Source organism: Flavobacterium sp., assembly GCF_043756175.1.
Classification (GTDB): Bacteria; Bacteroidota; Bacteroidia; order Flavobacteriales; family Flavobacteriaceae; genus Flavobacterium.
This window is the reverse complement of record NZ_JAYURN010000064.1, coordinates 1-15,156: the sequence shown is the minus strand read 5'-3', so window position 1 is coordinate 15,156 and position 15,156 is coordinate 1. Positions and strand designations below refer to the sequence as shown.

The 15,156-nt window shown below is 30.5% G+C and carries 16 protein-coding genes; 7 read left to right on the top strand and 9 right to left on the bottom strand.

Going from position 1 to position 15,156, the window contains the following annotated elements; all coding sequences use genetic code 11:
• From ACH2BP_RS04225 to ACH2BP_RS04215, 3 genes are all read right to left on the bottom strand, one after another.
• A partial coding sequence (locus ACH2BP_RS04225) for a hypothetical protein (RefSeq protein WP_395057329.1) occupies positions 1-1,100 on the bottom strand: 1,100 nt, incomplete at its 3' end.
• 109 nt (positions 1,101-1,209) lie between these two features.
• On the bottom strand, positions 1,210-1,974 hold the full coding sequence (locus ACH2BP_RS04220) for a TIGR02757 family protein (RefSeq protein WP_395057327.1): 765 nt from the start codon (positions 1,972-1,974) through the stop codon (positions 1,210-1,212).
• Positions 1,967-2,644: an ABC transporter ATP-binding protein gene (locus ACH2BP_RS04215; RefSeq protein WP_395057325.1), complete on the bottom strand. Its 678-nt coding sequence runs from the start codon at positions 2,642-2,644 to the stop codon at positions 1,967-1,969. The genes ACH2BP_RS04220 and ACH2BP_RS04215 overlap by 8 nt, the downstream gene beginning before the upstream one ends.
• Positions 2,645-2,754: 110 nt before the next feature.
• On the opposite strand from ACH2BP_RS04215, the gene msrA reads away from it, so the two are divergent.
• The 3 genes from msrA to ACH2BP_RS04200 are packed head-to-tail and all read left to right on the top strand — an operon-like array spanning position 2,755 to position 4,432.
• Entirely contained in the window at positions 2,755-3,393 is a 639-nt protein-coding gene (gene msrA / locus ACH2BP_RS04210; protein WP_395057323.1) for a peptide-methionine (S)-S-oxide reductase MsrA, read from the top strand.
• A 2-nt stretch (positions 3,394-3,395) separates the two neighbouring features.
• Positions 3,396-4,067, top strand: a complete 672-nt coding sequence (gene folE / locus ACH2BP_RS04205; RefSeq protein ID WP_395057321.1) for a GTP cyclohydrolase I FolE — start codon at positions 3,396-3,398, stop codon at positions 4,065-4,067.
• 50 nt (positions 4,068-4,117) lie between these two features.
• A complete protein-coding gene (locus tag ACH2BP_RS04200; RefSeq protein WP_395057319.1) occupies positions 4,118-4,432 on the top strand; it encodes a hypothetical protein in 315 nt (104 codons plus the stop codon).
• A 27-nt stretch (positions 4,433-4,459) separates the two neighbouring features.
• On the opposite strand, the gene ACH2BP_RS04195 is transcribed toward ACH2BP_RS04200, so the two are convergent.
• From ACH2BP_RS04195 to ACH2BP_RS04175, 5 genes are all read right to left on the bottom strand, one after another.
• Positions 4,460-4,765: a DUF6787 family protein gene (locus tag ACH2BP_RS04195; protein WP_395057317.1), complete on the bottom strand. Its 306-nt coding sequence runs from the start codon at positions 4,763-4,765 to the stop codon at positions 4,460-4,462.
• A 31-nt stretch (positions 4,766-4,796) separates the two neighbouring features.
• Positions 4,797-5,222: a DUF6146 family protein gene (locus tag ACH2BP_RS04190; RefSeq protein WP_395057315.1), complete on the bottom strand. Its 426-nt coding sequence runs from the start codon at positions 5,220-5,222 to the stop codon at positions 4,797-4,799.
• 369 nt (positions 5,223-5,591) lie between these two features.
• Positions 5,592-6,551 (bottom strand): D-2-hydroxyacid dehydrogenase, encoded by a 960-nt coding sequence (locus ACH2BP_RS04185; RefSeq protein WP_395057313.1) that lies wholly within the window; start codon positions 6,549-6,551, stop codon positions 5,592-5,594.
• Between the two features lie 68 nt (positions 6,552-6,619).
• Entirely contained in the window at positions 6,620-7,690 is a 1,071-nt protein-coding gene (gene serC, locus ACH2BP_RS04180; RefSeq protein WP_395057331.1) for a 3-phosphoserine/phosphohydroxythreonine transaminase, read from the bottom strand.
• 142 nt (positions 7,691-7,832) lie between these two features.
• The gene (locus ACH2BP_RS04175) at positions 7,833-8,891 is read right to left on the bottom strand and encodes an acyl-CoA reductase (RefSeq protein ID WP_395057311.1); all 1,059 of its coding nucleotides are present in this window, start codon (positions 8,889-8,891) and stop codon (positions 7,833-7,835) included.
• 129 nt (positions 8,892-9,020) lie between these two features.
• Between ACH2BP_RS04175 and ACH2BP_RS04170 the strand changes: the two genes are divergently transcribed.
• From ACH2BP_RS04170 to ACH2BP_RS04155, 4 genes are all read left to right on the top strand, one after another.
• Positions 9,021-9,371: a 4Fe-4S dicluster domain-containing protein gene (locus ACH2BP_RS04170; protein ID WP_395057309.1), complete on the top strand. Its 351-nt coding sequence runs from the start codon at positions 9,021-9,023 to the stop codon at positions 9,369-9,371.
• Between the two features lie 102 nt (positions 9,372-9,473).
• Complete coding sequence (locus ACH2BP_RS04165) at positions 9,474-10,634, top strand: hypothetical protein (protein WP_395057307.1); 1,161 nt, start codon at positions 9,474-9,476, stop codon at positions 10,632-10,634.
• A gap of 95 nt (positions 10,635-10,729) precedes the next feature.
• Positions 10,730-11,824, top strand: coding sequence for a redox-regulated ATPase YchF (ychF, locus tag ACH2BP_RS04160; protein WP_395057305.1), 1,095 nt, complete (start codon positions 10,730-10,732; stop codon positions 11,822-11,824).
• A gap of 84 nt (positions 11,825-11,908) precedes the next feature.
• A complete protein-coding gene (locus tag ACH2BP_RS04155) occupies positions 11,909-12,589 on the top strand; it encodes a TIGR02117 family protein (RefSeq protein WP_395057303.1) in 681 nt (226 codons plus the stop codon).
• A 50-nt stretch (positions 12,590-12,639) separates the two neighbouring features.
• Here ACH2BP_RS04155 and ACH2BP_RS04150 read toward each other — a convergent pair.
• A partial coding sequence (locus tag ACH2BP_RS04150; protein ID WP_395057301.1) for a TonB-dependent receptor plug domain-containing protein occupies positions 12,640-15,156 on the bottom strand: 2,517 nt, incomplete at its 5' end.

The following is a 15,156-nucleotide window of genomic DNA, read 5'->3' as shown; positions in this document are numbered from 1 at the left end:
TCAAAATAACTTCTGTCGATTTTAATAATACAGTTTATAATTTCAAATTTTATATCAATATTTTTTTCAACTACTAGTAAACTAATCGCAAAATCTCGGATTGAGTAATCGCCAATAATTGTAAGTGTTTTTAGGATAGATATCTTATTTCTGATATCGGATTCTTTTAAGTAATGTTCTGTTAATATTTTATTTGCATCAAAAAACACTAATTCACGAATTGCCAATATAACTTCTTTTCTAACGATTATATCCTGATGTAAAAGTAAAAACTTAATTTTTGCAGCAGAAATATTTTCGCGGTACCTTACCATCAGTTTAATGGCTAAAATAATAACTGATGAGTTATTGCTGTCTAACCAGCTGTTTATCGTTTTTGGAATAACTGACTTTTTTTGGTATATTAAATCTAAAATTTTCATCTCATCGGCACTTGGTATTTTTTCGGTATAGTTTTTTAAAATATCAAATTTTTCGTCCGACAGTGCTATAAGAGCAATAAGTGCATTAGATTTTAAGTATTTGTTTTTGCTATCCAAATATGGTTTTATGTGGGCTTTTTTAATTTTGTAATCTAAACTTTGGTAATGATAAAAACCTAAAGATTTATAATACCATTTTTTTCGATTTATTAGTTTCTGACTATACTTATGAAGACCAAATTGCTTGTAGATGATTAAAATTAAATTTTGATTTACAGCTTTAATATTCCTCTTGATGTGAATTAATTTATCTAAAATTAAATACTTACACCATTTATTCTGAAAAACTTCTGTTTTTTTAAACTCTTCAATCTTTAATTTAATTTCATGATAACTGTAGTTTGAAAAAATTAAAGAGGTAAGAAAATCATTAATTTCGGTTTCAACACTCTTTTTCTTACTTTTTAATTTATCAAAATAATATCTTTTAACAACAAGTATCGATACAAAATAAGTAATAATAAAAATAAGAAAAGGGATTGCTACATATTTTAGAAATATGTAAAAAAAATGTGCAGTAAATGTATGGTCTACCCAAAAAGCAAATTGAGAAAAAATGTAGTCTAAACGTGAATTAGTTATCAAAAAGTTTAAAAAATAAAATTTATATGCTTGCATAATTTTAGCAAATATCATGCAAATAAATAATTGTAATCTAGTGAAACCTAATTATTCCGATTAAGTGTAAGTAAATTAGGATTAATTGTAATATTAGAAGAATTAATATTTAAAATTTTTCAAAAACACCCAAACCAAACAATGCAAAATCATATTTTATAGGATCGTTAGGGTCTAATAATCTGAGATTTGTATCTAATTCAAATAGTGCTTTTGCATCGTTTTGTTTTCGTAAAAGTAAACTTAATTTTCGGGCTACATTTCCAGAGTGTACATCAAGCGGACATGATAAAGTAGAAGCAGAAATTGTTTTCCAAAGTCCAAAATCGACACCATTTTTATCTTGTCTAACCATCCAACGCAAAAACATATTGATTCTTTTTGCCGCCGAACCATTCATTGGGTCAGAAACATGTTTCTCGGTTCTTGGTAAATGATTGCCTTCGAAAAATATTTTTTTGAATTCGGAAATACTTTTTTGCATCGAATCTTTTGTAGCGTTTTTGGCAAAAATAGCTTCCAAACCATTGTGATTTGTATAAATGTGTTGCAAACTTTTTATGAATTGTATGAAATCTTGCCCGTTGAAGGTTCTGTGCACAAATTTATCTAACGATTCCAGTTGGTTTTCGTTGTGAGACATGATAAAATCATAAGGAGAATTTCCCATGAGTTGTATCATTTTGTGCGCGTTGTTAATAATCATTTTTCTATTTCCCCAAGCAATAGTTGCACTCAGAAATCCAGCAACTTCTATATCTTCTTTTAATGAAAATAAATGTGGAATTTGAATCGGATCACTTTCAATAAAATTAGGATTGTTGTAAAGAATTACTTTTTCGTCAAGAAAAGATTTAAGTTCGGATTTATTCATTGATGCTTTCCGATGTAATATTTCCGTCGACCATAATGAGTTTTCTATCGGCCATATTAGCCAATTCTTCGTTGTGGGTTACTATGACAAAAGTTTGTCCTAATTCGTCTCGAAGTTTAAAAAATAATTGATGTAAATTCTCGGCAGTTTGCGTGTCTAAATTTCCAGAAGGTTCATCCGCAAAAATAATTGCAGGTTTGTTTATTAAAGCTCTCGCAACTGCTACACGTTGTTGTTCTCCACCCGAAAGTTCATTTGGTTTGTGATTCATTCGGTCTTGTAATCCTAAATAAGTTAGGATTTTTTCGGCTTCAAATTCAGTTTCTGTTTTCTGTTTATTTGCTATAAAGGCAGGAATACAAACGTTTTCTAAAGCTGTAAATTCTGGTAAAAGCTGATGAAACTGAAAAATAAAACCGAGATTCAAATTTCTAAATTTAGACAAATCTTTATCATTCATTTTCAGAACATTTTGCCCGTTTATTTCTAAAAAAGTAGCATTATTTTCTGTGGGTTTATCTAGTGTCCCTAAAATTTGAAGCAATGTAGTTTTTCCAGCTCCAGAAGCGCCAACTATCGATATGATTTCGCCTTTTTCTATATGCAAGTCAACACCTTTTAATACTTGTAATGTGTCGTAATTTTTTCGAATATTTTTTGCATTAATCATATAATCGTTTTCACAAAGAAACAAAGAAATTGCATGAACATCAAATAAAGTTTTGTTAAGAAAATAAATTTTACAAATGATTTAATTAATTTTGAATAAAGTAAAATATTATGAAAAAAGCACTATTTTTTTTTTTATCATTAATAGCAATGAGCTGTCAATCGAAACCCAATAATGTCGTAAAATTTGAACCCAATACTATGAATATCGAAAATGGAAAGGAAATAGCCATATTTGCAGGAGGTTGCTTTTGGTGTACAGAAGCAGTTTTTTTAGAACTAAAAGGAGTAGAAAATGTTAAACCAGGTTACATAGGCGGAAAAACTGCAAATCCCACTTATGAAGACATTTGTTCAGGTACAACAGGACACGCTGAAGCGATAAAAATTATTTTCGATCCTAGTAAAATCTCCTTTGGAGAATTATTAGAAGTTTTTTTTGCTACTCACGATCCTACAACGATAAACCAACAAGGTGCAGATAGAGGAACGCAATATCGAAGTGAAATTTTTTGTATTAATGAAAAACAAAAACAAGTCGCATCAGCATACATCAAACAACTAGATGAGGCGAATACTTATGGAAATAAAGTTGTTACAGAAGTATCTGATGCAACTACTTTCTATGTTGCCGAAGACTATCATCAGAATTATTACAATCAGAACAAAAACAAATCTTATTGTACATATGTCATAACGCCAAAGATTGATAAGGTAAGAAAAGAATTTAAAGATAAATTGAAAAAATAAATATGAGTACATTAACGGATAAAGAAATAATTGATATTTTAGGTGATAACCACCAAATGACTTCGGACGTATCTCCAATACGTTCAGACGCTTTTATAAAAACAGATGATCAGAAAATGCAAAATATCGAGAGACATTTTTATGATATTATGCAAGAATTAGGACTCGATATGACTGATGATAGCCTGCAAGGAACTCCACATCGTGTAGCAAAAATGTTTATTAAAGAAATTTTTAGTGGTTTAGACCCTAAAAATAAACCTAAAGTTTCAACATTCGATAACGGATATAATTATGATAAAATGTTGGTTGAAGCCAATATTAGTTTTAATTCGACTTGTGAACATCATTTTTTGCCCATATTTGGTAAAGCACATATAGGATATATTTCTAGCGGAAAAGTGATTGGATTATCTAAGTTAAATAGAATTGTCGATTATTTTTCTCGTCGTCCGCAAGTTCAGGAACGATTAATTATGCAAATTTTTAATGATTTAAAAGTTGCTTTAAATACAGAAAATGTAATTGTAGTTATGGAAGCTAAACATTTGTGTGTATCTAGTCGTGGTATAAAACACGAATCTAGTTTTACATCTACTATACAATATGGTGGTGTTTTTAATGAAAAGGAATACAGAAACGATTTTTTTAGTATGATAAATTCTGAAAAATAAAAATTGGCACTAGTTTTGTATATTTAGAAGTGTAATTTTAATTTAAAAAAATGTCACAAGATATACAATTAAAAGTAAAGCCGAATTACAAGCCACAGGCTACAATTGCAAAATTAATATTAGGATTATTTTTTGATTTTATTGGTATGCTATCCTATATAATTCCTGGAATTGCTGAAACTACAGATTTAATATGGGCACCAATTTCTGGTATGTTATTGGTAGTAATGTACAAGGGTACTGTGGGTAAAGTAGCGGGTGTTGTAGGAATATTAGAAGAGTTAATTCCTTTTACGGATATTATTCCGACTTTTACAATAACTTGGTTTTATGAAAATTATTTAGATAAAAAGAATAATAAATAAATTAAAAGCTCCAATTTGGGGCTTTTTTTATGATTTAAAAATAAAACCCAATCCCATACTTACAAGCATTTTTTTACTAAAACCAAAGAAAAATGGAAATTGCCCAAAAATAAAACCAATTACAATAAGCAAGAAAGGATACAAAGGCATTACGAGAACAATAAGTATCAAGTAATAAAAAAACAAAGGTAAATTGTCTTTATTTAATCCCAAAAAAGACATACAAAAAGAAGAAATTTTTGCCGAAAGTGAACCATTTATTGCAAAAACTATAAATATAACAATCAACTGAAAATTTGAAGATATTCCCCAACGTTGTTTTAACTTGTTCATAGTTTTAAAATTTTAAAACAAATATAAAATATTATCTAGGAGGAACAAAGCCAAAAAGTTGCTGTTTGTAAGTATTCTGAAAATAAATCATATAGTTGTAAATCAAATAATTTACTTCATATCCATAATGAATGTTAGAATCGTAATTAATTTGGATTTCATATAACTTAGAATCATAACGCATAGGCTGCGAAGCACGATTATTCCATTCGGAAACATAGATTCTGTTTTTATTTTCTAAATAACTTTCCGAATGATAATTTCTAGGAAAAGCACGGCTATTAAGCCAAGAAGTAAATCCACCATCTATAATTGTAACTTCATATTCTAAAGCTTCATTAGCAATTCTTAGAGTATCTCCTTTGATAGGATTTGGAGCACTTTTCGCCACTATATTTTTTGTATTGCAACTAACAATGCAAATCAAAATTAATCCAAAAATACTAAGATGTTTCATGATTTAATTTTATAAAAAAAAATCCCACAGAAGCGGGATTTAGTATTATTGTTTTTTCGAAAAGATTACCAAAATAACCCGCCAAGGTCTCTATTTTGACTCACTTGATTTTGAATACTTTCTTGTTTAACACCCAAACGTGTTATAAATTTCCAGTACTATCAGAATAATAATCATCGTTACCTAAGAATCCTGATAAATCATCAACTAATGAAGGTTAAACTAATGAAGTTTTTCCTTCGCTTGTAACTACTTTTTCTTCAACTTCAGATATGTTCTGTTTTCCTCAATTAATGTTCTATAAATTAAAAAATTCAAGCGTAATTTGTTTGTTATTAATTGATTTATAAGTAAATGTATGAAATATATTTATATTTCTGCTTTTACTAAAGCAATTATTTGTTCCGCAAGTTCGGTACCAATTCTGTCTTGTGCTTCGATAGTTGCAGCGCCAATATGCGGTGTCATAGAGATGTTTGGATGCATCAATAATTGAACAGCTGGTGTTGGTTCATTTTCAAAAACATCTAAACCAGCAAACAATACTTTTTTGTTATCTAAAGCCGCAACTAGTTCTACTTCATTTATGATACCACCACGAGAACAATTTATGATTCCTACGCCATCTTTCATCAAATCGAATTCTCGTTTTCCAATAATATAATCTTTTTGGGCAGGAACGTGAAGAGTAACAAAATCCGAGTGTTTTAGTAATTCATCTACAGGTTCGGTTTCAATTTCAACATTTATAAATTGACCATTATAAAAATCGACTTTAATTTCTGCTTTTCCCACATAATTATCGGACGCAATTACTTTCATACCCAAACCTAAAGCCATTTTTGCTACGGATTGCCCTATTCTTCCAAAACCAATAATACCAATGGTTTTGCCGCGAAGCTCGATACCATCTGCGTATGCTTTTTTCAAATCGTTAAAACGAGTATCGCCTTCTAGAGGCATATTTCGATTAGAATCATACAAAAATCGTACGCCCGAAAATAAATGAGCAAAGACCAATTCAGCTACCGAATTTGATGAAGAAGCTGGTGTGTTTATAACTTGAATGTCTTTCGAAATGGCATAGTCAACATCAATATTATCCATTCCTACGCCACCACGTCCTATAATTTTTAATGACGGACATGCGTCGATAATATCTTTTCTAACTTTGGTTGCACTTCTAACTAATATAACCGCAACTTGGTGTGTATTTACAAAATTGATAATTTGTTCTTGTGCAACTTTTGTAGTAATTACTTCAACCCCCCCTTTTTCTAATGCTAGAATTCCACTTTTAGAGATTCCGTCGTTAGCTAATATTTTCATTGTATGTTTATTTGTTTAATCGTTTATTTGTTTAATCGGTTAAACGGTTAACCGAATATACAAATACACTATATTTTTGTTTCTAAATCTTTCATTACATCTACTAAAACTTGCACACTTTCCAGTGGAAGCGCATTGTACATTGAAGCACGATAACCACCTACGGAACGATGACCTGATAATCCTGAGATTCCGGCTTCTTTCCACATTTTGTCAAATAATTCAGTATGATTTTCGTTGTTTAATAAGAACGTGGCATTCATATTACTTCTATCTTCAACGTTTGCAGCACCTTTAAACAAAGGATTTCTATCAATTTCAGAATATAATAAATTTGCTTTTATGTTGTTTAACTTTTCGATAGCAGGAATTCCTCCTAATTTTTTTAACCATTGTAGGGTTAAAAGAGAAGCGTAGATAGGAAAAACTGGCGGCGTATTGTACATGCTTTCTGCCTTAATGTGTTTTTCATAATCTAACATAGACGGAATGTAACGTCCAGTTTTACCTAAAATTTCTTCTTTAACAACTACTAAAGTAGTTCCAGCTGGTCCCATATTTTTTTGTGCTCCAGCATAAATTAAATCAAATTTAGAAAAATCTAAAACTCTCGAAAATATATCAGAACTCATATCGCAAACTACTGGAATATTTACCTCTGGAAATGATTTCATTTGTGTTCCAAAAATGGTGTTATTGCTCGTACAATGAAAATAATTGGCATCTGTAGGAATACTATAATTTTTAGGAATGTGATTATAATTTTCGGATGCGGATGATGCTATAACAACAGTTTCTCCAAAATGTTTAGCTTCTTTTATCGCGCCACTTGCCCAAGTTCCTGTATCTAAATAAGCTGCTTTTCCGCTTTCCTTCATCAAGTTGTACGGAACCATTAGGAATTCTAAACTCGCGCCACCAGCCAAAAATAATGCTTGGTAACCTTTGCCTTCTAGTCCTAAAAGTTCTAAAACTAAGGATCTAGCTTCTTCCATAACGGCCACAAAATCTTTGCTTCTGTGGGAAATTTCTAAAAGAGAGAGTCCAGAATTGTTAAAATCTAAAATCGCTTGTGCCGACTTCGCGAAAACTTCTTGTGGAAGTATGCAAGGTCCTGCACTGTAATTGTGTTTTTTCATTGTGTAGTGTTGTGTAGTAGTTGTGTTTTTTCCTGAATTAACTAGGGCTTCTAAATTAAAATTTGGTTTATGAATGTGTGTTGATTTTTCTTTTTCGGCACCAATAATTTGGCTAATTTTCGATGTACTCATAATTTTAAAATTATAAATTAATTAAAAAATAAATAGTATCTAAATTATCAGCGTAGTCCCAAAGATTTGGTTTTTGAGTTGCTCCAAAAGCAATACTATTTTCGATTATATTATTAGAAACAATGCATTGTATTTTGTCTTTATCAGTTTCTAAACGATTTTTAATGTCATTTAGATCATCATAAAATTCATAAAAAACCGAAGAAATAGGCGAGGAGTAACTCGAATCTTCTTTAATAATTAGAAATTCATTATCTAATAAATTAAAATTACTCATCAGGAAAACTGCTTTGTTGTAATCGTAATTGTTTGCATATTTTTCGTATTTTATGACATCTTGATAAGGGAATACACCATTAAAAAACAAATCGAAATTGTAATTTTTAGGTATAAATAATTTAGAGACATTGCGACAACCCAGTCCAAAATACCTAAAAATATCTTCACCCAAAGCAATCATTTGTTCTTTTGATTCCGAGCCATCTAATACAGCAACAGAATTTCTGTTTTTACGAATAATTGATGGTTTGTCTTTAAAATAATATTCGAAATATCTCGCAGTATTATCGCTTCCAGTGGCAATTACAGCATCGAAATTTTCTAGTTTTCCTTCAACGAAATTGATATAATTTTTAAATTCTGGTTGGACAGCTATTAAGTATTTTGCTAAAAAAGGCAATAAATGTTGATCGTTTGATGAGGTTTTTATTAAAACTTTATGTCCAGAAATTAATACCGACAAAAAATCATGAAAACCTACCAACGGTATATTTCCCGCAAGAATTAATCCTACAGTTTTTGGTTTAACTTCTGAAAAAGTATAATTAGACAACCATTTTTCTAAATTTTCTTCATTTAAAGCTTCAGCCCAAGAATTGATAGAAAAATAGACATTTTCCTCAGTATACCAACCATTGTGTGATTGTGAAAGGTTTATAAGCGAAATAAAATCATCAAAAAACAAATCGTTATGCAAAACGGTTTCATTTTTTATGGAATTATTTGCTGAAAATTGGCTTAAAAATTTTCCTAATTCTATAAAACATCTTTTTTTATCGCTTTGTAACATTTGTTTATTTGTTTATGAATGGTTTTGATTGTAATTTTGTACAAAAATAAAATAATAAGTCGAAAGTCGAATGTCTTAATGTCAAAAGATTTAAGACATTCGACATTATGACTTTAAAACTTTAGTAAAATGGCAATAATTATAACAGACGAATGTATCAATTGTGGCGCATGTGAGCCAGAATGTCCGAATACCGCAATATATGAAGGGGCCGACGATTGGAGATACAAAGACGGAACCAAATTATCTGGGAAAATCATACTTCCCGATGGTACCGAAGTTGATTCTGATGCAGCACAAACACCAATTTCAGACGATATTTACTATATAGTTCCAGGGAAATGTACCGAATGTAAAGGTTTTCATGACGAACCACAATGCGCGGCAGTTTGCCCAGTAGATTGTTGTGTACCAGATGATAATCATGTAGAAAGCGAAGAAACTTTGCTTAATAGGCAAGCATTCTTACATAATGAGTAAAATTCATAAAAAACAATAAAAAAGTGAATTTTTAGCTAAAAATTCTCTTTTTTATTGTTTAAAGTAGTTTTAATATGTTAAATTTGAATAAAAGAAAGTAAAATGAAGAAAATTTTATCTTTTACATTGTTATTTATTAGTGGTTTTGTATTTTCTCAAAACATCGAATTTACGGTTATTGTAAAAGATGTTGAGACGGGTTTGCCTATTGAAGAAGTTACAATTACAGGTGTAAAAACTAAACAAGGTTTTTTAACCAACAAGAATGGTGAGGCAAATATAAGTTTAAGTAAGGAATCTGATTTGCAATTCGAAAACTTGGCATACAAATCTTATATTGTTAAATACCTTGATTTGGATAAAAAAATTAATGAAGTTTATCTAGAAAGTAATGCAAAGCGATTAGAAGAAGTCATTTTAACAACCGAACATCCACAAGATATTTTAAAGAAATTAATAAAAAAATCGTTAGATTTAATTACGATTCCTGTAAATCTAAAAGTATATTTAAGGGAGTTTTACAAAAAAAATGACCAAATTGTTTTTTTTAATGATGGTTTAATCAATTTTCAAATAGCAGGCAATTCAAAAAATATAAAAACAGATATTTTAGTAGAACAAAACAGATCTGTTGGCTTGTTAGATGTTGATATAAATGATGAGCTTTTGGGATATAATCTAAATAATATTATCGAGAATTATTATCAATTTCAATATTTAGAAGAAATTTTAGTTTCAAATGCAAAACGAAAATATGATTTTCAAATTAAATCCTATCCAAACAACGAAAATTTTTTATTAATAAAAGCTACACCAATTGAAGGAGTTAGTGGTATTTTTTCAGAATACACAATAATTTACGATCGAAACAAGATGGTTATAATGGAAGTCAGCTCGATGGTTCCAGATTCTCTATTAGAGGATTTAAGGCAGTCTTTTCTGAAAAACAGTAAGATATACAAATTAGAATTCAAAAACACTTTCAGATTAGACAATGACCTCTATTATTTAGCCAATTCTAAAGAAGTAATTGGTTTTGAGAAAAAATATAAAAATCAAAACCGACGAATAGAAGTAAACAATCATATGATAATTACCAATTTCGACAAAGAACTTTTTAAATACAATGAAAAAAATGTTTTCAAAGACAAATCACTAATTAATAAAAAATCTTCCTTTTTTACTAATTATTGGGATTTCGAATCAGGATTTCTATCTACAAAAGAAGAAAAAGATATAATCGAAAAATTATCACATCTGTAAAATTTAAAAATTGCTTTCCATTTTTTTGAACTTTGAATCTTTGACCCTTTGCAACTTTTAACCTATATTTGCACACTTTATAAAACAAAACCATAATGAAAGCAGGAATTGTAGGATTACCGAATGTAGGAAAATCGACTTTATTTAATTGTTTATCAAACGCAAAAGCACAAAGTGCTAATTTTCCGTTTTGTACTATCGAACCAAATATTGGTGTGGTAAACGTTCCTGATCCAAGAATAGAAAAATTAGAAGAATTAGTAAAACCAGAGCGTGTGCAAATGGCAACTGTCGATATTGTCGATATTGCAGGACTCGTAAAAGGAGCTAGTAAAGGAGAAGGTTTAGGAAATCAATTCCTAGGAAATATAAGAGAATGTAATGCTATCATTCACGTTTTGCGTTGTTTTGATAACGATAATATTATTCACGTTGACGGAAATGTAAATCCAATTCGTGACAAAGAAACTATTGATATCGAGTTGCAACTAAAAGACTTAGAAACAGTAGAAAAACGTCTAGAAAAAGTAAATAGAGCAGCCAAAACTGGAAATAAAGAAGCGCAAACCGAAAAAGCATTATTAGATCGCATTCGCGAAACTTTACTACAAGCAAAATCAGCTCGAACAGTAACTCCAAACGGATTTGAAGAAGAAGAATTATTTGAAACATTTCAATTAATTACATCAAAACCAGTATTATATGTTTGTAATGTCGACGAAAATTCAGCTGTAAAAGGAAATAAATACGTAGATCAGGTTCGCGAATTAGTAAAGGATGAAGACGCAGAAGTTATCATTCTTTCAGTAGGAGCAGAAGCTGATATTACAGAGTTAGAAAGTTATGAAGAACGTCAGGTTTTTCTAGAAGATATGGGATTATCTGAGCCTGGAGCTTCAGTTTTAATTCGTGCAGCTTACAAATTACTAAAACAACAAACCTATTTTACAGCAGGTGTAAAAGAAGTACGTGCTTGGACAATAAACGTAGGTTCAACAGCACCACAAGCTGCTGGGGTAATTCACACCGATTTTGAAAAAGGATTTATTCGTGCTGAAGTAATTTCGTATGAAGACTATATTCATTACGGAACTGAAGCCAAAGCCAAAGAAGCAGGTAAATTTAAAGTAGAAGGAAAAGAATATATCGTAAAAGATGGTGATGTAATGCATTTTAGATTTAACGTCTAGAAAAAAGATTAGAATATAAAAAGCTCGTATGAAAATACGGGCTTTTTTTGGCTTGATATTTGATTTTAATATTAAAAATTCAAAATGAAAAGCATCAAACAATCTTTCAAAATATTTTTCAAAATCATTTTAGCATTTGTAATTCTACTGCTAATATATACACTTTTCGTTTTTGGATTATCAAAGATTACTGTTAATGCTGACGTTGCTCAAAAAGAGGAAATAGAAATTTTTATTAAAACCAATGGAGTTCACACGGACATAATTGTTCCTATAAAGAATGAGATAAAAGATTGGAGTAAAGAAATCAAATTCAATCAAACAAAATCTAAAGATTCCCTGATGAATTATGTTGCAATTGGCTGGGGTGATAAAGGATTTTACTTAAATACGCCACAATGGTCAGACTTAAAAGCAAGTACAGCTTTTAGAGCAGCTACTGGTTTAAGTACTTCGGCAATGCACACTACTTTTTGTAAGTCCGTTTCTGAAAGTGAAAATTGTAAGAGAATTTTAATATCTAAAGAGAATTATCAAAAACTGGTTACTTTTATTAATGCTAGTTTTCAGAGAGGTTCTAATAAAAATATGCAATATATTTCAGGTCGAGGTTATGCTAAGAATGATGCTTTTTATGAAGCAAAAGGAAGTTACAGTTTGTTTAGAACTTGTAATACTTGGGCAAATGAAGCATTGAAATCATCAAATCAAAAAGCTGCATTTTGGACACCTTATGATGGTGGAATTTTTTGCCATTACCAATAAAAAAATGCCGTCTTGTGAACGGCATTTTTGTTTTATTTTCAAAATAAATATTAAAATTTAAATCCAAGTCTAGCATAGTAATAAGCACCGCTAAAACCCATTTGAACTGAATCCCAATATCCTCCAGCTTCAACCCAGTCATCTTGTTGGTCAGGATAGATATTTAGTAAATTGTTAGCTCCCAAACTTAATTTAAGAGATTTAGATAGTTTGAAACCTAGAGTTAAATCGGTTACAATTTTAGCTCCATAAGTATCGGTTGCTGCTTTTATTTGGTTGTCAAATAATTGAGCTGAAGTTTCTGATGCATCTGTTCTATAATCTTCAGGATCTTCATAAACTTGGTAATCTAATAATTTAACTTCGCTAAATCTTGTAAATGCTAAACCAGCATCAAAAAATCTGTAACCATAATTTAAATTTAATGCAAATTTATTTGCTGGTGCAGAAGCTAGTAAGAAAGCTTTGTCTCTTTCTCCGAAGAAAGTCTGATTGTCTAAACCATTGTTTTTAACATTTGAAATTTCCATATCATTGATGTTTCCAACGGCTGTAACTCCAAATCTAGAATCACCCATAGTTTTTTTCCAAGATACAACCATGTCTAAACCTTTAGTTTTAGTATCTACACCATTGGTAAAGAATTGTGCTGCATCAACATTTAATGCTAAAGATGTTGCATCAAAATAACCTGTTAATACGATTCTATCTTTAACATTTATCAAATAACCATCTATCGTTGCTGTAAAATTTCCTTTAGATAAAGTAAGTCCTAAAGAAGCATTTACTGCTTTCTCTTCATTCAGTTTTCCTATACCAAAAGCTTTTGTAACTTGACTGTCATTTGCAGAAAGCAAAACTTCGGTTGCGCCAGAACTACTAAAATTTGTAAAACTAGTATTGTAGTAAATTTGAGCTAACGATGGCGCTCTAAATCCAGTACTTACAGAACCTCTAAGATTTATATTATTTGTAATTTTATATCTTGTAGCAAATTTTCCGTTTACAGTACTACCAAAATCGCTATAGTTTTCGAAACGCACAGCAGCACTTACTAAGAATTTTTTTGTAATGTCAAATTCGGCATCAGCATAAAGGGATAAATTTGTTCTTCCTTTGTCAACCACATTTTTTGGGCTATAACCAGGAAATCCTTGTGAACCTCCAGGTCTTGGATCTCCAGAACCAGGATCGATAGGTGCAGATTGTGTTGTAGGATCTGTGATTGGATTACCAAAAGTGTCATAAGTTGCATAAGAACCTAGCTCTCCCGCAAAAATCTTAAATGTCTCTGAACGAAATTCAGCTCCAAAAGCTAAATTCATACCACTTAAAACAGAATCATAATTTTTCGAAAAATCAAGATTTGTAGTGTTCTGACTTAAACTGTGTCCACCAGCATCGAAAGCTCTTGGAGATGCACCTTCTAATGAAGCATTTAAAGTACCTTCAATTCGATAATCAAAAATATTTTTACCATATGTATTACTCAAATCTATTTTCCAGCCACCAGTAGTGTTAGTTCTAAAACCCGCCGCGATAGAATTATCTATAATATTTGAAGTAATTCTAGGTGTAAATCCACCAGGATATATAGATTCTACAACTCTTGCTCCATCATTTCTAGTAAATGCATAGGCATCTGTATCTCTGTAATTTCTGCCACCAAAAGCATAAAATTCTATTTTATCGGTAATTGGAATAGCAGCATTAACCATAAAATTAGCACTAAATATTTCAGCTTCTCCAAATCCTTTTCTAAAATCGAATCCTGGTCGTAAAGTTTTTTCTTTATTTAAAAATTCAGTTGTAAAGTTAGCATAGCCTCCTTTTTCACCTATTTTTGTACCATAATTTAAAGAAAATTTTGAAGAATTACCATCAAGTTTTTTGTCTTTACCAAAAGAGTTTCCGTTTCCGTTTTGGTCTAATCTAAATCCTGGAGTATTTGCAGTTCCAAGAGGGAAATCACCTTTGGCATTAGTATTATAAGCCCCATAAGTTACAGCTCCAGTTAGCTCATTTACGTTGTCATTTAATACAATATTTATTACTCCCGAAATAGCATCAGAACCATATTGTGCTGCTGCGCCATCTCTTAGAATTTCAATTCTTTTTATTGATGAAGCAGGAATTGCATTCAAATCTGTTCCGGTATTTCCTCTTCCACGAGTTCCAAAAAGGTTAATTAATGATGACTGATGTCTTCTTTTTCCATTGATCAAAACTAATGTTTGATCTGGTCCCATTCCTCTTAATGAAGCTGGATCAACGTGATCGGCACCATCTGAACCGGATTGCTTATTAGCATTAAATGAAGGTGCAACATACTGTAGCAATTCATTAATTTCAATTTTACCACTTTGTGTAGTTACATCTTTTACATTAATTATATCAACAGGAACAGCAGAATTCACGACAGTTCTTTTAGCATTTCTAGAACCTACCGCTTGAATATTTACTTCTTGTAAACCGACTCCTTCTTCTTCAAGGTTTATTGTCAAATTATCAGAAACTTTCATTTCAGTAGTTTTAAATCCAAGATATTTTATAATTAATTTAGATTC

Excerpts from the sequence above, each read along its gene's own strand:
- ACH2BP_RS04165 (WP_395057307.1), top strand. The coding sequence starts at position 9,474 with ATGAAGAAAATTTTATCTTTTACATTGTTATTTATTAGTGGTTTTGTA.
- ACH2BP_RS04215 (WP_395057325.1), bottom strand. The coding sequence starts at position 2,644 with ATGATTAATGCAAAAAATATTCGAAAAAATTACGACACATTACAAGTA.
- ACH2BP_RS04175 (WP_395057311.1), bottom strand. The coding sequence starts at position 8,891 with ATGTTACAAAGCGATAAAAAAAGATGTTTTATAGAATTAGGAAAATTT.
- folE (WP_395057321.1), top strand. The coding sequence starts at position 3,396 with ATGAGTACATTAACGGATAAAGAAATAATTGATATTTTAGGTGATAAC.
- ACH2BP_RS04200 (WP_395057319.1), top strand. The coding sequence starts at position 4,118 with ATGTCACAAGATATACAATTAAAAGTAAAGCCGAATTACAAGCCACAG.
- serC (WP_395057331.1), bottom strand. The coding sequence starts at position 7,690 with ATGAAAAAACACAATTACAGTGCAGGACCTTGCATACTTCCACAAGAA.
- ACH2BP_RS04185 (WP_395057313.1), bottom strand. The coding sequence starts at position 6,551 with ATGAAAATATTAGCTAACGACGGAATCTCTAAAAGTGGAATTCTAGCA.
- ACH2BP_RS04170 (WP_395057309.1), top strand. The coding sequence starts at position 9,021 with ATGGCAATAATTATAACAGACGAATGTATCAATTGTGGCGCATGTGAG.
- ychF (WP_395057305.1), top strand. The coding sequence starts at position 10,730 with ATGAAAGCAGGAATTGTAGGATTACCGAATGTAGGAAAATCGACTTTA.
- ACH2BP_RS04155 (WP_395057303.1), top strand. The coding sequence starts at position 11,909 with ATGAAAAGCATCAAACAATCTTTCAAAATATTTTTCAAAATCATTTTA.
- ACH2BP_RS04195 (WP_395057317.1), bottom strand. The coding sequence starts at position 4,765 with ATGAACAAGTTAAAACAACGTTGGGGAATATCTTCAAATTTTCAGTTG.
- ACH2BP_RS04220 (WP_395057327.1), bottom strand. The coding sequence starts at position 1,974 with ATGAATAAATCCGAACTTAAATCTTTTCTTGACGAAAAAGTAATTCTT.
- msrA (WP_395057323.1), top strand. The coding sequence starts at position 2,755 with ATGAAAAAAGCACTATTTTTTTTTTTATCATTAATAGCAATGAGCTGT.
- ACH2BP_RS04190 (WP_395057315.1), bottom strand. The coding sequence starts at position 5,222 with ATGAAACATCTTAGTATTTTTGGATTAATTTTGATTTGCATTGTTAGT.